The sequence below is a fragment of the Vibrio sp. 16 genome, assembly GCF_963681195.1.
GTDB classification, from domain to species: Bacteria; Pseudomonadota; Gammaproteobacteria; order Enterobacterales; family Vibrionaceae; genus Vibrio; species Vibrio sinaloensis_D.
This window is the reverse complement of record NZ_OY808997.1, coordinates 3,044,589-3,062,440: the sequence shown is the minus strand read 5'-3', so window position 1 is coordinate 3,062,440 and position 17,852 is coordinate 3,044,589. Positions and strand designations below refer to the sequence as shown.

The 17,852-nt window shown below is 45.6% G+C and carries 15 protein-coding genes; 5 read left to right on the top strand and 10 right to left on the bottom strand.

The window, feature by feature from the left end:
* Positions 1–100: 100 nt before the first annotated feature.
* The gene (prfC, locus tag U9J37_RS14180; RefSeq protein ID WP_005474296.1) at positions 101–1,690 is read right to left on the bottom strand and encodes a peptide chain release factor 3; all 1,590 of its coding nucleotides are present in this window, start codon (positions 1,688–1,690) and stop codon (positions 101–103) included.
* A 220-nt stretch (positions 1,691–1,910) separates the two neighbouring features.
* Here prfC and U9J37_RS14175 point away from each other — a divergent pair, with 220 nt between their 5' ends.
* Positions 1,911–3,962 carry a putative bifunctional diguanylate cyclase/phosphodiesterase gene (locus U9J37_RS14175; RefSeq protein ID WP_005474329.1) on the top strand — a complete coding sequence of 684 codons (2,052 nt, stop codon included), beginning with the start codon at positions 1,911–1,913 and terminating at the stop codon, positions 3,960–3,962.
* A 6-nt stretch (positions 3,963–3,968) separates the two neighbouring features.
* Here the strand turns inward: U9J37_RS14175 and rimI are convergent, their stop codons facing one another.
* From rimI to rlmE, 6 genes are all read right to left on the bottom strand, one after another.
* Positions 3,969–4,415, bottom strand: a complete 447-nt coding sequence (gene rimI / locus U9J37_RS14170) for a ribosomal protein S18-alanine N-acetyltransferase (RefSeq protein WP_005474274.1) — start codon at positions 4,413–4,415, stop codon at positions 3,969–3,971.
* A 5-nt stretch (positions 4,416–4,420) separates the two neighbouring features.
* Positions 4,421–4,819 (bottom strand): DNA polymerase III subunit psi, encoded by a 399-nt coding sequence (locus U9J37_RS14165; RefSeq protein ID WP_005474246.1) that lies wholly within the window; start codon positions 4,817–4,819, stop codon positions 4,421–4,423.
* Positions 4,820–4,959: 140 nt separating this feature from the next.
* Positions 4,960–6,300, bottom strand: coding sequence for a phosphoglucosamine mutase (glmM, locus tag U9J37_RS14160; RefSeq protein ID WP_005474251.1), 1,341 nt, complete (start codon positions 6,298–6,300; stop codon positions 4,960–4,962).
* 30 nt (positions 6,301–6,330) lie between these two features.
* Positions 6,331–7,161: a dihydropteroate synthase gene (folP, locus tag U9J37_RS14155; protein WP_005474256.1), complete on the bottom strand. Its 831-nt coding sequence runs from the start codon at positions 7,159–7,161 to the stop codon at positions 6,331–6,333.
* A 51-nt stretch (positions 7,162–7,212) separates the two neighbouring features.
* The gene (gene ftsH / locus U9J37_RS14150; protein ID WP_005474276.1) at positions 7,213–9,180 is read right to left on the bottom strand and encodes an ATP-dependent zinc metalloprotease FtsH; all 1,968 of its coding nucleotides are present in this window, start codon (positions 9,178–9,180) and stop codon (positions 7,213–7,215) included.
* Between the two features lie 108 nt (positions 9,181–9,288).
* Complete coding sequence (rlmE, locus tag U9J37_RS14145) at positions 9,289–9,918, bottom strand: 23S rRNA (uridine(2552)-2'-O)-methyltransferase RlmE (RefSeq protein WP_005474337.1); 630 nt, start codon at positions 9,916–9,918, stop codon at positions 9,289–9,291.
* A 138-nt stretch (positions 9,919–10,056) separates the two neighbouring features.
* On the opposite strand from rlmE, the gene yhbY reads away from it, so the two are divergent.
* Positions 10,057–10,353: a ribosome assembly RNA-binding protein YhbY gene (gene yhbY / locus U9J37_RS14140; protein WP_005474258.1), complete on the top strand. Its 297-nt coding sequence runs from the start codon at positions 10,057–10,059 to the stop codon at positions 10,351–10,353.
* Positions 10,354–10,423: 70 nt separating this feature from the next.
* Here yhbY and greA read toward each other — a convergent pair whose 3' ends face one another.
* Positions 10,424–10,897, bottom strand: coding sequence for a transcription elongation factor GreA (greA, locus tag U9J37_RS14135; RefSeq protein ID WP_005474321.1), 474 nt, complete (start codon positions 10,895–10,897; stop codon positions 10,424–10,426).
* A 537-nt stretch (positions 10,898–11,434) separates the two neighbouring features.
* Here greA and U9J37_RS14130 point away from each other — a divergent pair.
* On the top strand, positions 11,435–12,430 hold the full coding sequence (locus U9J37_RS14130) for a porin (RefSeq protein ID WP_322413843.1): 996 nt from the start codon (positions 11,435–11,437) through the stop codon (positions 12,428–12,430).
* 102 nt (positions 12,431–12,532) lie between these two features.
* Positions 12,533–13,954 carry a serine-type D-Ala-D-Ala carboxypeptidase gene (gene dacB / locus U9J37_RS14125; protein WP_005474279.1) on the top strand — a complete coding sequence of 474 codons (1,422 nt, stop codon included), beginning with the start codon at positions 12,533–12,535 and terminating at the stop codon, positions 13,952–13,954.
* Here dacB and U9J37_RS14120 read toward each other — a convergent pair.
* Positions 13,933–14,778, bottom strand: coding sequence for a magnesium transporter (locus U9J37_RS14120; protein ID WP_005474315.1), 846 nt, complete (start codon positions 14,776–14,778; stop codon positions 13,933–13,935). The two genes, dacB and U9J37_RS14120, sit on opposite strands and share 22 nt — an antisense overlap.
* 430 nt (positions 14,779–15,208) lie before the next feature.
* Positions 15,209–16,396, bottom strand: coding sequence for a tyrosine--tRNA ligase (gene tyrS / locus U9J37_RS14115; RefSeq protein WP_005474244.1), 1,188 nt, complete (start codon positions 16,394–16,396; stop codon positions 15,209–15,211).
* A 130-nt stretch (positions 16,397–16,526) separates the two neighbouring features.
* Here tyrS and U9J37_RS14110 point away from each other — a divergent pair, with 130 nt between their 5' ends.
* The gene (locus tag U9J37_RS14110) at positions 16,527–17,813 is read left to right on the top strand and encodes a peptidoglycan DD-endopeptidase ShyC (RefSeq protein ID WP_043887191.1); all 1,287 of its coding nucleotides are present in this window, start codon (positions 16,527–16,529) and stop codon (positions 17,811–17,813) included.
* Positions 17,814–17,852 lie beyond the last annotated feature (39 nt).

Here is a 17,852-nt window from a genome sequence, read left to right as displayed (position 1 = left end):
ACAAGGCAAAAAGCAAATTCAGCCCCATGAGCATAGTCCACTATGTGACTGGGGTGAATTTGCGAAGTTAACGCAGTTATCACCCCAAATACGACGAAGATTAATGTTCGCGAGTCGCGCGGAACTCCACTTCTGGGAAACGCTCTTTTGCCAGATTTAGATTCACCATCGTTGGTGCGATGTACGTTAGGTTATCACCACCATCCAATGCTAGGTTGGTTTGATTCTTACGCTGGAACTCATCCAGTTTTTTACCATCAGAGCACTCAACCCAACGAGCCGTTGCTACGTTAACACTCTCGTAGATGGCTTCTACGTTGTATTCGGCTTTAAGGCGCGCAACAACCACATCAAACTGCAGCACACCCACAGCGCCAACAATCAAATCATTGTTTTGTAGTGGACGGAACACCTGTACAGCGCCCTCTTCAGAAAGCTGAACTAGGCCTTTAAGCAATTGTTTCTGCTTCAGTGGGTCACGCAAGCGAATACGACGGAACAATTCAGGTGCAAAGTTAGGAATACCTGAGAATTTCAGAGATTCACCTTGAGTGAAGGTATCACCAATTTGGATTGTACCGTGGTTGTGAAGACCAATGATGTCACCAGCATACGCATTTTCAGCTCGCGAACGATCGCCAGCCATAAAGGTAACCGCATCTGAAATGTTGATTTGCTTACCGATACGCACATGGTTCATTTTCATGCCTTGCTTATAAGTACCCGACACAATGCGCATGAAAGCAATGCGGTCGCGGTGCTTCGGATCCATGTTAGCTTGGATCTTAAACACGAATCCTGAGAAGTTTTCTTCAGTCGCTTCAACAGAGCGTTCATTCGCTTCACGTGTTTGAGGTGCAGGAGCCCACTTGGTTAGACCGTCTAGCATGTGGTCAACACCGAAGTTACCTAGTGCCGTACCGAAGTAAACCGGGGTCAACTCACCTTTCAGGAACAGCTCCAAATCAAATTCAGGACATGCACCCATTACCAGCTCAAGTTCCTCACGAACGCTCTCAGCAAGATCAGCGCCTACTGCTTCATCAAGTTCTGGGTTATCCAACCCTTTAATTGTGCGTACTTCTTGAATTTCATGACCATGACCAGATTCATACAGGATCGTTTCATCACGGTGGATATGGTAGACACCCTTGAACTCTTTACCACAACCGATTGGCCAAGAGATGGGTGCACACATCATACCCAATTCGCTTTCAACTTCATCAAGAACTTCCATTGGGTCACGTACATCACGGTCCAATTTGTTCATGAAGGTGACGATTGGCGTGTCACGTAGACGTGTTACTTCCATTAGCTTGCGGGTACGATCCTCGACACCTTTCGCCGCGTCAATCACCATCAAGCAAGAGTCAACGGCCGTCAGAGTACGGTAGGTATCTTCCGAAAAGTCTTCGTGTCCAGGAGTATCAAGTAGATTGACCAGACAATCGTTGTATGGAAACTGCATGACCGACGTCGTTACCGAAATACCACGCTCTTTTTCCATTTCCATCCAGTCTGACTTAGCGTGTTGAGCAGAGCCACGACCTTTTACCGTACCAGCAGTTTGAATAGCGCGTCCGAAAAGTAGTACTTTTTCAGTAATGGTGGTTTTACCCGCATCCGGGTGCGAGATAATGGCGAACGTTCTGCGCTTAGAAACTTCACCAAGAAAAGCTGTATTTGACATCAAAAGATCTTCTTTTGTCTGGTTACCAGAAGCCTAAAAATCAGTTACTCTGACTGTTCCGGCCGTTAGATTCAATTTTGCGCGGTATTCTCTCTCATATTCTCTTGAGGGGCAACTTCAAGGACGAAAATGGCTCAATATCAGAGTCATTGAAGGGACAAATTAAAATATCAATAAATATAGGCTATAACTAAAGGAGTAGAGGGAACTTGATACGACTATGCCGAAAAGCCAAAAGATAAATTCATTAGCCTTCAGACAAGCCAAAACCGTCTTTCTAGTTTCTGTGCTGCTAGGAATCTGTTTCAGCTTCTATCATATTTTGGTGGATCTTCATCAGGAGCAAAAGCGCATCGAAGAACACTATCAGTTCAAGCTGTTGCAAAACTACTCCAATGCTAGCCAAGCTGCGTATCATTTAAATCAATTGCTTGCAGAACAAGTCGCGTCCAGTTTAATGATGGATAATGCCATCTACCGAGTGGAGATCATTGATGATTTCGGTGATGTTCTAACCCGGAAGGAAAATAGCGTATCCCTGCAAGGAGGCTTTACAGAAGCCCTCTCCAACTACTTGACGCCGACAACGCCAGTCTACACCACAGAGTTACACCAGCCCAATTCACATGTCGTGGTGGGCACGCTGGCCTTTTCAGTCAACGGCGCCAATATCGCCAAAGAGTTTATTTCCAAAACCAGTAAAATTTTACTGTTTGATTTATTCAGGAACATACTTCTTACGTCTATTTTGCTGTTCTTTTTCTATCAAAAACTGTCTAAGCCTTTGGTCACGCTTATCGACTGGGTGCGTTCACTGCAGAACAACAAAAGCGACATTCCACCACCGACGCTGTATCGAGATGACGAACTTGGCCATCTTGCAAAAACCTTTCACAGCCTTTGGAAAGACAGAGAAGCCGCTGAAGTTAAGTTGAACCAGCTTGCCTACTACGATTCATTAACTGGGCTCGCCAATCGCAGTTTGCTACTCCAGTTATTGGGAAAAGCAATTGATGATTCCAACGTTAGAAGTGAAACTGGTGCACTCTTCTACCTCGACTTGGATCGCTTCAAAACCATTAATGACTCGCTCGGCCACACCATTGGCGATCACTTACTAAAAGCGATTTCGATGAGGATTGAGGCGTGGTTAAAAGACGATTACACCGCCGCACGCATTGGTGGTGATGAGTTCGCGATCTTATTACCCAACACAAATGCTGAAAAAGCGCATGAACTGGCGCAGCAACTTTTAGCATTGATATCGAACCCCTATTCCATTGACGATCATCAGCTCTATTGCTCTATGAGCGTCGGGATTGCACTGTTCCCTTCTGTGGGTAACACCAACATTGATGTATTGCGCCAAGCGGATACGGCGCTATACAGAGCCAAGGTGAGCGGTCGCAATAAATACACCTTCTATGAACCTGAAATGCAGGCTCAAGTTGAGTCCTTCCTTGAAATAGAAAAAGGGCTACATGAAGCACTGAACAAAGGTCACCTTGAACTTTACTACCAGCCTCAAGTAAACAGTGAGCATCAAATCATTGGCGTAGAAGCGCTCATTCGCTGGAACCACCCAGAAAAAGGGTTGTTGCCACCTGGGGTGTTTATGCCTATCGCAGAGGAAACAGGACAGATTCTTCAGATCGGTAATTGGATTATCGAGAAGGCGTGTTATCAATATGCCACTTGGCAAAAAGAAGGTGTACTGCCGGAGACCTTCCGCCGTTTAGCCATCAACATTAGCCCTTTGCAATTCTCTCAGGATTCGTTTGTCGAACACATCCATGACGCTTTGACACAAGCCAACATCAGTGGCGACCAAATCGAGCTGGAAATTACAGAGAATCTACTGCTAGAAAATGTAGAAAATGCCATCCAAAAGATGGTGAAGTTAAAAGAGTACAATTTGAAGACATCGATCGATGACTTCGGTACAGGTTACTCTTCACTTAAATACCTCAAACATCTGGCGGTCGATGTGTTGAAGATCGACCGCTCTTTTGTCACCCAACTGCACCTCGATGAAAGTGACCAAGCCATTGTTGATACTATCATCATGACCGCGAAACGACTTAACTTGGAGGTCATTGCCGAGGGCGTAGAGGACTGCAATGAGCTCAATACCCTCAAAGAGTTAGGCTGCGATCAGTTCCAAGGTTACTTATTCGACAAGCCTCTGCCCGCGAGTGAGCTCACGGAGCGCTTTGCGAGAAACTACTACGCGATAGAAGACGGTTCGCCCATTAAAGCGATCCAAAAGTAGCCCATCTTAAAAGAAGATATAACTCATAATGAGTGCATCTTCTTTGCCTTTGTCTGTCGGATAATAGTTAAGTCGTCTATCTACCTCGTTAAATCCAACGGCTTCATATAGGTTAAAGGCGCGCGCATTGCTTTCTCGAACTTCAAGCCAAATACTCTCAGCACCACCTTCTTGGCATATCGAGATTAGATGCTCAATAAGTGCTTTGCCGTACCCTTTCCCCTGCAAACTGGGATCGACAGCAATATTGAGTAGAGTCACTTCTCCAACAATATTCTGTGCATAAAAATAGCCAACAAGTTTATCGCCATCGAGCATCACGTGATGGCAAGCACCTCGACTATCAATATCGCGGATTAAAGTTTCCGGCCAAGGGTGAGTGTGAGCCAAGCGTTCGATACGATAGACATCGCCTAAGTGTTCAGGCGCGAGTGGGATACAGTGTAAAGTCATAATGTTTATTGGTAGGTACAAATTTGCTGCCACAACGAACGGCGGTGTTGGGTATTACCATCGATCTCTTCGAGCAGCGGAGAGGTTAGCGTTTTGGCTGTCACTTCCTCATTCTTATCGCAGCCTGCAAACCACACCCACTCTAAGGAATGTTGGCTAAGTAAGCCAAGTTGCTCTGGATAGATGTGCAATGCCTGCTCAAGTGACAAGTTGATGCTTTTTAAAACGCGCTCAAACATCACAGCTGTCGCCCCTTGAGGTAACTGAGGAGAGACTAGCAATAGTTGGCATGACTCGGGCAGTACCCATTCAGGAGTCGAGTAGCCAAGTAATCGTTCAGGATGCGCGATCTGATAACTCTGAATGCCCATCTCATGTAAATACTGTTGCTCTTGTTGCGTCATACCGACCCACCACCATTTAAAACGCGCCCATGCTACCACAAATCAAGCGGACAGAATCAACCATTTCAGTCCGACTTTCAGCATTCCAGAAAAACAAAAGCGCCACTCGATGGTAGCGCTTTGATCTCGGAAAGAGAGGCTTAGAAGCTAGCTTTCACTGCTTCTGCAATCTTAAGTGCCGACGATTGAACTAGCTCTGCATCTTCACCCTCAACCATCACTCGAATCAACGGCTCAGTACCAGACTTACGCAGTAGCACGCGTCCCTTTTCACCAAGCTCTGCTTCTACTTCTTTGGTTGCAGTAATCACCGCAGCCGCTTCAAGTGGGTTAGAGTCGCCAGAGAAACGGACATTTTCAAGCACTTGAGGGTATAGCTTCATTCCTTGTGATAGGTCATGAAGTGTCATGTCGCTGCCCACAACCGAAGCAATCACTTGCAGCGCAGCAACAATCGCATCACCTGTTGTGACTTTGTCCAGTAGGATCACGTGACCCGAGTTTTCAGCACCGATCTTCCAGCCTTTTTCAAGCAGTTGTTCCATCACATAGCGATCGCCTACCGCTGCACGAACAAAAGGAATACCAAGTTGCTTAAGGCCATTTTCCATACCAAGGTTAGTCATTAGCGTACCAACGACACCACCTTTTAGCTCACCACGGCGAAGCGCATCGCGTGCGATGATGTAAGCGATTTGGTCACCGTCAATCTTGTTGCCCAAATGGTCAACCATGATGATACGGTCACCATCACCATCAAAGGCAAGGCCTAGGTGCGCCTGCTCTTCAACCACGCGTTTTTGCAGTGCACGCACATCAGTCGCACCCACTTCGTGGTTAATGTTTGTGCCGTTAGGCTCTACGCCCATAGCGACCACTTCTGCGCCAAGTTCTTTGAATACGTTAGGCGCAATGTGGTAGGTCGCACCATGAGCACAATCGACAACAATCTTAAGATTGGCAAGGCTAAGCTCGGATGGGAAAGTACTCTTACAAAACTCAATGTAACGACCTGCTGCATCATTTAAGCGCGTCGCTTTACCAAGTTCCGCCGATTCGACACACTCGATCTCTTTGTCCAATTCCGCTTCAATCGCCAGCTCAATATCATCAGGAAGTTTAGTGCCCTCAGATGAGAAGAACTTAATACCGTTGTCATAGTATGGGTTGTGTGAAGCAGAGATAACAATGCCCGCTTCGGCACGGAAAGTTTGCGTCAAGTAAGCCACTGCAGGCGTTGGCATTGGACCGGTAAACGTTGCTTTTAGACCCGCAGCGGCAAGACCAGCTTCGAGAGCCGATTCCAGCATGTAGCCAGAAATACGGGTATCTTTACCAATAATGACTTTCTTTGTTCCCTGTTTTGCTAGTACACGACCAGCAGCCCAGCCAAGCTTTAGTACAAAATCCGGTGTAATTGGGTATTGCCCAACTTTGCCACGAACACCATCTGTACCAAAATAACGTCTTTTGTCAGACATAATGAATCCTTTTTATAATCGTTTTTGCGTTTAACGGTTTTGCCTAACCATTGAAACTATTTTCATCGCATCAAGCGTTTGTTCAAAATCATGCACGCGTATGATTTGCGCGCCTTTCATCGCTGCGATTGTAGCGCAACTGACACTCGCAGCAACACACTCTGCTGGCGTCTTATCCAAGAGTTTGAACACCATAGACTTGCGGGACATGCCCGCTAAAATCGGCAAACCAAACTGATGAAACTGCTCTAAGTGGGCCAGCATATGATAGTTATGCTCTATCGTTTTACCAAAGCCAAAGCCAGGGTCTAATATAAGCTGCTCACGCTTGATCCCAACGCCCTCACAAGCCTCTACTCGCTCTTCCAGAAACTGGCCAACTTCAATAAGCAAGTCATCATAATGCGGATTTGCTTGCATCGTTCTTGGTTGACCTTGCATGTGCATCAAACACACTGGTAAGCCCGTTTCTGCCGCAACGTGCAGCGCTCCGGGCTCTTGCAATGCTCTAACATCATTAATGATGTCTGCTCCAGCTTGCGCGGCTTGGCGCATCACTTCAGCTTTGCTCGTATCGACAGAAATCCAAACATCATGCTTTTCTCGAATCGCTTTAATAACCGGGATAACACGATTGAGTTCTTCAGTCAGTTCAACGTCTGGCGCGCCAGGACGTGTAGATTCACCACCAATATCAATAATAGTGACGCCGGCATCAATCATACGTTGAGCTTGTTGGAGCGCATTGTCTAAGGAGTTGTATTTTCCGCCATCCGAGAAGGAATCTGGTGTGACGTTAAGTATCCCCATGACTTGAGGAGTGGATAAGTCTAAGACTTTGTTATTTGCAGTGATTATCATAATAAATACAAAAACCCCGAGTTGCCTCGGGGTTTATCTAATCAAACTCAATTACTCAGAGTCTTTTTTCTCTGTCGCTTCTGTAGAAGAACTTTCCTGAGACGTTGGTTGCTCTTCAGCTTTTGCTTCAGAAGTTGTCTCTTCAGGCTTTTCGTCTACTTTTTCTTCTTTCGCTTCCGGCTTGTTGTTTTGGTTGTCACCCCAGCCCGCTGGTTCGCGAATTTCAGATTTACGTGCCATTAGATCGTCAATCTGACCGGCATCAATCGTCTCGTACTTCATCAACGCGTCTTTCATCGCGTGCATGATATCCATGTTGTCTTCTAGGATCTGTTTTGCACGAGCGTAGTTGCGATCAATGATTTGACGAATTTCAGTATCGATAAGCTTCGCAGTGTCATCAGACATATGTTTAGTCTGCGTCACGCTGCGGCCTAAGAACACTTCGCCTTCTTCTTCAGCGTATAGCAGAGGACCCAGTTTTTCAGAGAAGCCCCACTGCGTCACCATCTTACGAGCAATGTCAGTTGCACGTTCGATATCGTTCGAAGCACCAGTCGAGACTTTATCTGCACCATAGATAAGCTCTTCAGCTAAACGACCACCGTAAAGGCTTGAAACCATAGACTCTAGGTGTTGGCGAGACATGCTCACACGATCTTGCTCAGGAAGATACATCGTCACACCTAGCGCACGGCCACGTGGAATGATAGATACCTTGTACACTGGATCGTGTTCTGGCACTAGACGACCAACAATTGCGTGACCCGCTTCGTGGTACGCTGTTGACTCTTTAGTTTCTTCAGACATCACCATAGAGCGGCGCTCTGCACCCATCATGATCTTGTCTTTCGCCAGTTCAAACTCAACCATAGATACGTTGCGCTTGTTACCGCGAGCCGCGAACAATGCCGCTTCGTTCACTAGGTTAGCAAGGTCTGCACCTGAGAAACCTGGAGTACCACGTGCGATTAGAGAAGGCTCTACGTCACCTGCTAGAGGCACTTTACGCATGTGTACTTTAAGAATCTGCTCACGACCACGTACATCTGGTAGACCAACCACCACTTGACGGTCAAAACGACCAGGGCGCAGAAGCGCTGGGTCAAGTACGTCTGGACGGTTAGTCGCAGCGATAACAATGATACCTTCGTTACCTTCAAAGCCATCCATTTCAACGAGCATTTGGTTCAGTGTTTGCTCACGCTCATCGTGGCCACCACCAACACCAGCACCACGCTGACGACCTACTGCATCGATCTCATCGATAAAGATAATACAAGGTGCTGCTTTCTTCGCTTGTTCAAACATGTCACGTACACGGGATGCACCGACACCAACGAACATTTCTACAAAATCAGAACCAGAGATAGTAAAGAATGGTACTTTCGCTTCACCGGCAATCGCTTTCGCAAGTAGCGTTTTACCAGTACCAGGAGGACCAACCATCAGAACACCCGTAGGGATCTTACCGCCCAGTTTTTGGAAGCGGCTTGGATCACGCAGGTAGTCCACCAATTCTTTTACGTCTTCTTTTGCTTCATCACAGCCCGCAACATCAGCAAACGTTGTTTTGATTTGCTCTTCGCTCATCATACGAGCTTTGCTCTTACCGAAAGACATAGCGCCTTTACCGCCGCCGCCTTGCATTTGACGCATGAAGAAAATCCACACACCAATTAGCAAAATCATCGGGAACCAAGAGATGAAGATAGTACCTAGCAAGCTTTGCTCTTCAGGAGGCGTGCCTTGTACTTTTACATTTTGATTAATTAGGTCATCAAGGAGCTTCTGGTCGTAGACTGGCATGTAAGTAACATAACGCGCGCCGCCGCCACGACGAGTGAAAGTAATCTCACCGTCTTTAAAAGTTGCTTCCTGAATCTGGCCTTGGCCAACTTCCTGTACAAACGTGGTGTAATCCACCGCTCTGCCATTGCTCTCTCCAGGGCCAAAGCTCTGGAATACCGACATCAATACGACAGCGATAACAAGCCACAGAATTAAATTTTTTGCCATGTCACTCAAGGTGTAAGCCTCTCGATAACTAATTGTAATTAAAGGTAGGGTACTACAGTTTATAACCTGTAGCTATAGTGTTAACTTGCCTCCCAGAAGGCAAAATAGTTAACCTTTGTAACCAGTGGCTACAACGAAGACTTCTCGGGAGCGAGCTCGCGAAGAGTCAGGTTTTCTAATTTTTACGACTTTAAACATGTCTCGGACTTCTTTCACAAACTGATCGAAGCCTTCCCCCTGGAAAACCTTTACAACAAAGCTACCATTAGGGGCTAGAACTTGTCGACACATATCTAGAGCCAATTCAACCAAATACATCGCTCTCGGCTGATCGACCGAATTATTACCCGCGATGTTAGGTGCCATATCTGACATGACCACATCCACCATTGAAGGTTGGATTCGGTCAAGCAGCGCTTCTAAGACAGCATCGTCACGAAAGTCACCTTGAAGGAAACTAACTCCTGCAATCGGATCCATTGGAAGTAAGTCACAGGCAATGATCTGACCACTGTCTCCTATTATCTTAGCAGCATATTGAGACCAACCACCGGGAGCAGCACCTAAGTCGACAACCGTCATACCAGGTTTTAGTAGTTTGTCTTTAGTTTGGATCTCTTCCATCTTGAAATAAGCACGAGAACGGTAGCCTTTTTTACGAGCTTCATTCGCGTATTTATCATCAAAGTGTTCTTTCAACCAGCGGCCTGAGCTAGCTGAATGTTTCTGTTTACTCATTTTAATCCCAATAAGGCACAAATAGGAGCTATTGTTTTAATAGGCTGAACCTATTACTCAATAAATTATAGTCTTCAGCAATAGATGGCGTTAAAATAGCTTTTTTCAACCCTTATTTTAAAGAAAATTGGCCGCGAAATGAACCTAAGCACTAAACAAAAGCAGCATCTAAAAGGCCTAGCGCACAGTCTAAAACCTGTTGTGCTTATGGGCGCAAACGGACTCACTGAAGCTGTTCTAGCGGAAATTGAAATTGCTCTAAACCACCACGAGCTAATCAAAGTAAAAGTCGCATCGGAAGACCGTGAGACTAAAAACCTGATTATCGATGCAATTATCCGCGAAACTGAAGCGGAAAAAGTACAAGTAATCGGTAAAACGCTAGTTCTTTTCCGTCAAACGGATGAGCGCAAAATCGAGCTACCACGTAAATAACTCTAGTTACGTTAGCAACAAAAAAGGTCGCCTATGCGACCTTTTTTAGTATTGGTGTTTACGCTAACGCTTAGATGTACTCTACGCGGTCGATCTCAAAGTCGCGATCGCCACCAGGTGTAGAGATTGCAACCTCATCACCTTCCATCTTACCGATAAGACCACGCGCAATTGGCGAACTTACCGAGATTCGACCTGATTTGATATCCGCTTCGTCATCACCAACGATTTGGTATCTCTTCTCTTCATCTGTATCGACGTCAATCAATGTTACCGTCGAGCCAAAGATAACTTTTCCTGAATTATCCATTTTGGTTACGTCGATAACTTGCGCCACTGAAAGCTTGTACTCAATATCACGGATTTGAGCTTCACAAATACCTTGCTCTTCACGTGCAGCATGATATTCCGCGTTTTCTTTCAGATCACCTAGCTCACGAGCTTCAGCAATTGCTTCAGAAATTTGTGGGCGAAGTTTTAATAGGCGGTCGAGTTCTTCACGTAGCTGCTTTTCGCCACGTACCGTCATAGGGACTTTTTCCATTGTTTACCTCATTCCAAAGCTATCTTTGGACAAAACAAAACTACCTAACCGCAGGGATTAGGTAGTGAGTTAACTAATCAATTTATTCTAGTGTAAACAAACTCGGCAACTAAATCACCATAAATCCCACACATCAAAAGGTTGCTCACATTGGTACTGATTATTTTTAAATCAGCACCTTCAGTGAAATGTAAAAACGTCCTTATTCAACTAAAAAAACGTAAAAAACAGCCGTGTCAGAGCAATGTCAAACATGCATGAAAAACCATACAAATCATAAACTTGATGTTTTTTAACACCAAATAAAACAGTGTTCATAATTCGAATTTATATCATTTTACTAACCCATCAGGGAACTTACACGTTAAAACATTGCTCACCGATTGCTCTCATCGAGTGAAGACTTTCTTCAGATTTCTAACATGAATCTTGAATATGAGTATTGATTCACAGGAGCAATAATTAGAGGATAACTCATGCAAACTGTGTTATCGCTCGCATATAACTATTTATGGACAGTAAATTAGGACTTATAAGATGAACAAAACTCTGATTGCTCTTGCAGTTTCAGCTGCAGCAGTGGCTACTGGCGCAAACGCGGCAGAAATCTACAACCAAGACGGCACTACTCTGGAAATGGGCGGCCGTGCTGAAGCACGTCTTTCACTAAAAGACGGTAAAGCGCAAGACAACTCTCGCGTACGTCTAAACTTCCTAGGTACAACTCAAATCACTGACGGTCTATACGGCGTTGGTTTCTACGAAGGTGAATTCACCACTGCAGACAACAAAGACGAAGATGATATCGATCACCGATACATCTACGCAGGTCTAGGCGGCAAATTTGGTGAAGTAACTTACGGTAAAAACGACGGTGCTCTGGGCGTGATTACAGATTTCACAGATATCATGGCTTACCACGGTAACTCTGCAGCGCACAAAATCGCTGCTGCTGACCGTGTAGACAACATGATTTCTTACAAAGGCCAATTCAACGACCTAAGCCTAAAAGCAAGCTACCGCTTCGCTGACCGCACAGAGGGTACAACATCTAACCCAGGTGCATACGGTGATAACGGTGCGGATGGTTACTCTCTATCTGCTATCTACGCTGTTGCTGATACTGGCCTAAATCTAGGTGCAGGTTACGCAGACCAAGCTGACCAAAATGAATACATGCTTGCAGCGTCTTACTCAATCCAAGATCTGTACCTTGCAACGGTATACACTAACGGTGAGCTAGACAAGAAAGACGCGGACTACACTGGTTACGAATTCGCAGCTGCGTACACGCTAAACCAAACTGTGTTCAGCACTACGTACAACAACGCTGAAACTAATGGCGAAACATCAGCTGACAACGTTGCAATTGACGCGACTTACTACTTCAAGCCTAACTTCCGTGGCTATGTATCTTACAACTTCAACCTTATCGACAAAGGCGACAAGCTAGGTAAAGTTGGTAGCAACGGTACAGCATCTTCTATGGATGCAGAAGACGAACTAGCAATCGGTCTACGTTACGACTTCTAATTTGTGACTAACAGTCATGAATCTAAGACGCCCGCTCTATAGCGGGCGTTTTTTTTACTGGTTATACTGACTCATGCCCATCCAATAGCCGACAACTGAATCATGAAAACCTTGTGTATTACCACTCTACTTTCCGTCTGTACGACTTTTTCCTGCCTAGCCTACTCTCCACTAGAGTCACTACCGAAAGGACATAGGGCAGGCTTACTGGTCGAGCGGTTAGACAAACCACAAGTGCTATTGACCACAAACAACAAAACTCAGTACTTTCCTCCTGCGAGCACGTTAAAAATCGTCACGGCGCTCGCGGCGAAACTCGAGCTGGGCGACAACTTTCGCTTCACGACCACAATAGGTAAAGCGGATAAAGATGTCGTGATTCGTTTTTCTGGCGATCCAACCTTGACCACCGACGATCTCAAACAACTATTGATCTCAGCTCAGCAGCAAGGACTTAAAAAGATCGAAGGCGATCTATGGCTCGACAATAGTGCGTTTACTGGTTACGACCGCGCTGTGGGCTGGCCTTGGGACATACTGGGGGTTTGCTACAGTGCGCCAGCGAGTGCTATAACCTTGGATGAAAACTGCGTTCAAGCCTCTATTTACACAGAGGCAAATCAAAAGACTCGCGTTTACGTACCTGAGCATTTTCCTATTTATGCCTCAACCTCTGCCATCAGCGTCACTAAAACTGAGCAAGAGGCAACCCAATGCGATTTAGGTCTTATTTCATCGCCAGATAATCACTACCAATTACAAGGCTGCTTGGTCGAACGGAGCAAACCTCTACCACTTAAGTTCGCGGTACAAAATCCTGAATTGTATACTCAGCGAATGCTTCACACCTTGCTCACTCAGCTCAATCTCGAGATTGAGGGTAATATTCGTGTTGGCAAGCCAAAACTTGATAACCAAATCCTCGCTGAACACCATTCAGTGTCGCTGCTCCCTATGTTGGATGAGATGCTAAAACGATCCGACAACTTGATTGCAGACAACCTAACCAAAACGATAGGCAGCCAGTTCTTTATTCAGCCCGGGAGCTTTTCCAACGGAACGAAAGCGATCAAACAGATCATCTTCGCTCATACCGGAGTCGACTTATCTGACACTCCGCTCGCAGACGGCTCGGGATTATCACGCAATAACCGTTTTAGCAGCGAGGACATGGCGAAAATACTGCGCTACATTTGGCAAAATGATGAGCAGCTCAATTTGATTGCATTGCTGCCTAAGTCTGGTGAAAGCGGAACGTTGAAATATCGTCGAAGTATGCGAAAAAGTCCTGTAAAAGGAGCGATTGTCGGTAAAAGTGGCTCACTCTATGGTAGCTATAATATGGCAGGCTTTGGTACCGATGCCAGTGGAGAGCCCAAGACGCTATTTGTCCAATTCATTACGGATTACCATCAAGCAAAAGAAAAGAGCGAGGGTAAACCTACCGTCGCTCCAATAACTCAGTTCGAGACCTTGTTTTACAAGGATGTGATCTCATTTAGTCAGGCAATACCCAAGAAATAGTTCACCACGGTGAAGTAGATCCACATACCCGAAATATCGACGATAGACGCCAACACTGGACTCACAAGCACCGCAGGGTCCAGTTTGAACGCTCTCGCAAGGATAGGTAATAGCCCTCCTAACGTTGTCGACATGGTCACTTGAATAAACAGCGCGACTGCAATCGCGATTGCAATGGTGTTGAGCTCAAAGCCTCCCGCAGTGGATCCATCGCTAAACATTAGAATGCGACCAACCATTACCAAAGAGATGGCAAACGCCAAGCACAGCGCCACTCGGCTCTCTTTCCAAAAAACCTTGACCCACTGCCGTTTCTTGAGCTCTCCCGTCGCTAGCGCGCGAATCACCAAGGTTGCCGCTTGCGTTCCAGTGTTACCACCAGCTGCGGCGATCACGGGCATATAGATCGCCAATAAAACAAGCTGACTAAGTGTATCTTCATATTGAGCAATGATAAGTCCTGAGACAATCCCCAACAGCGCTAGAGCGATGATCCAACCAATTCGTTGCTTCACATGCTCTACGACCGAGGTACTCAAATAACCGTTAGCCGTCTCAACTTCTGAATGAATAAACCCGAGTTGATGAGCGTAATGGCGAGCGCGCTTGTCATGCCCTTCATTTTCCAACAGAGATAGTAATTGCTGAACATAGCCAACAGAGCAGTGATGCAGTATCGCCACCGCCTCTTCTATTGGCATCACGGTTAGCAGATGCACTTGTTGATTTTGTTCGTACTGCAAAAATGCATTACGAGCCGCACCAATCTCTTCTTGAGAAAAGTGTGTGTTGTTTTCGATATACGTATTGCTCATTACCGTCATGGCGAATCTCCCGATTGGCAATAGGTAACGACCATCAAATACAGAATGGTAAACAAACGGTGACGTTTAGACACGAAAAGCAACCTAAACGTATTGAAAGGTAAATATGTTCTGTATTTAGTTTCTAGTTTTCGAGGAGAAAAACATGAGGAATCAAAGAAAAGAGGATTGCTCTACCAAACAGGTAGAGGCGGAAACGACAATACCGGCGTGGTTTATTTTTCTCCCTTGCTACTAGGAGGATGGTCGATATTGTTCATAAAAGTCTCCAAATAAACTGCCATACTGACAGCGCGAGCATAATAACAAAACCTAGGCAAAAAAACAGTCAATTTGAAGTCAAAAAGCCTAACATTTGAGATGGTTATAACTCTGCATTTAAATATAAAAAAAAGCGCCTAAAAGGCGCTTCAATTCAAAGTATTATCAATTAGTTGATGGTAATACGTGCAAACTTGCGTTTACCAACTTGGAACACATAAGTGCCCGCTTCTGGGGCAAACTTAGAGTCTGCCACTTTTTCACCATCAATCTTCGCAGCACCTTGCTTAACCATGCGCATCGCTTCTGAAGTCGAGGCACATAAGCCCGCTTCCTTCAGTAGGTTGCTGACTGGAAGACCCGCATCAAATGCAAATTCTGGCATTTCATCAGGGATCTGGTTTTTAGCAAAACGGTTAACGAACTCTTGCTCTGCCGCATCAGCATCGGCTTCACTATGGAAACGCGCGATGATCTCTTTCGCTAAAGCGACTTTCACATCTCGTGGGTTCTTGCCAGATTCTACACCAGCTTTGAGCTCGGCAATTTCCTCTAGTGGGCGGAATGAAAGCAACTCATAGTAATTCCACATTAGGTCATCAGAGATCGACATGATCTTACCGAACATTTCGCTAGGCGCTTCACTAATACCAATGTAGTTGTGCGCTGACTTAGACATTTTCTTCTCGCCATCTAGACCAACAAGAAGTGGCATCGTCAGGACAACTTGTGGCTTCTGACCGTGTGCTTTTTGCAATTCACGACCCATTAGCAGGTTGAACTTTTGGTCCGTACCACCAAGCTCAACGTCCGTTTCCATTGCCACCGAGTCATAGCCTTGTAGGAGTGGATACATAAACTCGTGGATAGCAATCGGCTGGCCGCCTGAGTAACGCTTTTTGAAGTCATCACGCTCAAGCATACGAGCAACAGTCTGGTTGGCAGCAAGACGAATCATGCCCTCTGCACCTAACTCAGAAAGCCACTCAGAATTGAATTGAATCTTAGTCTTTGCTGGGTCAAGAATCTTAAACACCTGCTCTTTATACGTTTCTGCGTTACGCAGTACGTCTTCACGAGTCAATGGTGGACGAGTTGTGTTTTTACCCGTTGGGTCACCAACCATGCCAGTGAAGTCACCGATTAAGAATGTCACATCATGACCTAGCTCTTGGAAAGCACGCAGTTTGTTTAGGATTACTGTGTGGCCTAGATGGATGTCCGGTGCAGTTGGATCGGCACCTAATTTGATGCGAAGAGGACGCCCCTCTTTCAATTTAGCAATCAGTTCTTCTTCTGGAATTAGTTCGTCAACACCGCGCTTAATCTCGGCTAGTGCAGCTTCAATGCTCGCCATTCTTGTTCACTCCCACAGATTTGGCAAAAATTTAATAGTTTGCCATATTACTTGAATAGCGATGCTTTTTGAAACCAGTTAGACTAAACAGCTAGGCTTTTTTACTTAATTTTTTAGAACGAACAATAAAATGTTGTCTATTTTCGCTCGGCTTCCATGGATGCACCGTGCCCTTATCGCTCTTTTTAGCGCTATTATCGTCATCGCCTTGTTTTTGCCCGAGCCTGAAGACTTACGCCAAGATGAGCGCCAATATCAAATTGGCAAAGCGTACCCACTCTCAATCGACCCAACGGCACTCACGTTAGAAACGCGACGCTCCAATCTCGCAGTGCTACGTTGGGATAAACATACTGTCGGGTCAGGAGACAGTATGGCGCTGCTATTCCAACGCGCAGGTTTGTCATCTCGCCTACTGTACCAACTCACATCAACCAGCAAAGAAATCGCCAATCAGCTAACTAAGGTTCGTCCTGGAGATTCATTTTTGTTTGGGTTTGACGGTGATAGTGAACTTGTTCAAATCAAACGCCAACTTAGCGCATACGAAACTTTCCTAATAACCAAGTCAAATGATGGATTCACCTCAAGCCTTGATAAGAAGGAAGTTCACTACCAATATAACTACGCGAGCAACATCATTACTTCTAACTTTTGGAACGCTGGGGTTGGTGCAGGGCTAACGGCAAACCAAATCATGGAACTGGCGGGGATTTTTGGCTGGGATATCGATTTTGCGTTAGATATTCGTAAAAATGATTCGTTTGAAATCCTTTATCAAGAGAAAGTGGTCGAGGGTGAAGTGGTTGGCCGAGGCAAGATCATGGCCGCTATTTTTACCAACCAAGGCGATACATTTAAAGCCATCTTAGATGACAAAACGGGGAACTACTACGACGAAAATGGTCGAGCAATGAAGAAGGCCTTTTTGCGCTCACCACTCGATTTTCGCCGCGTAACATCCAACTTTAACCCAACGCGTCGTCATCCAGTGACAGGCAAGGTTCGTGCTCATAGAGGCACCGATTATGCAGCGCCTGTTGGTACGCCTATTTGGGCCGCTGGCGATGGTACCGTTTTAAAATCTAGCTACAATCAGTTCAACGGTAATTATGTGTTTATCAAACACAGTAATACGTACATTACCAAGTACCTTCATTTGACCAAACGAACGGTAAAAACAGGTCAAAGGGTCAAGCAAGGGCAAACCATAGGTACCTTGGGTGGCACAGGTCGTGTAACCGGTCCGCACCTACACTATGAGTTCTTGGTCAATGGGGTGCATAAAAATCCTAGAACGGTGAAGCTACCGCAATCCAAATCATTGACGGGTAAAGCAAAAACAACCTTCATCGCCAATGCCGAGTTAAGGTTAGCGAAACTAGAGCGTTACAGTAAGCTACTGGCAACTGAGTAAAAATAACAAAGCCCCGCATACTCGCGGGGCTTTGTTTTT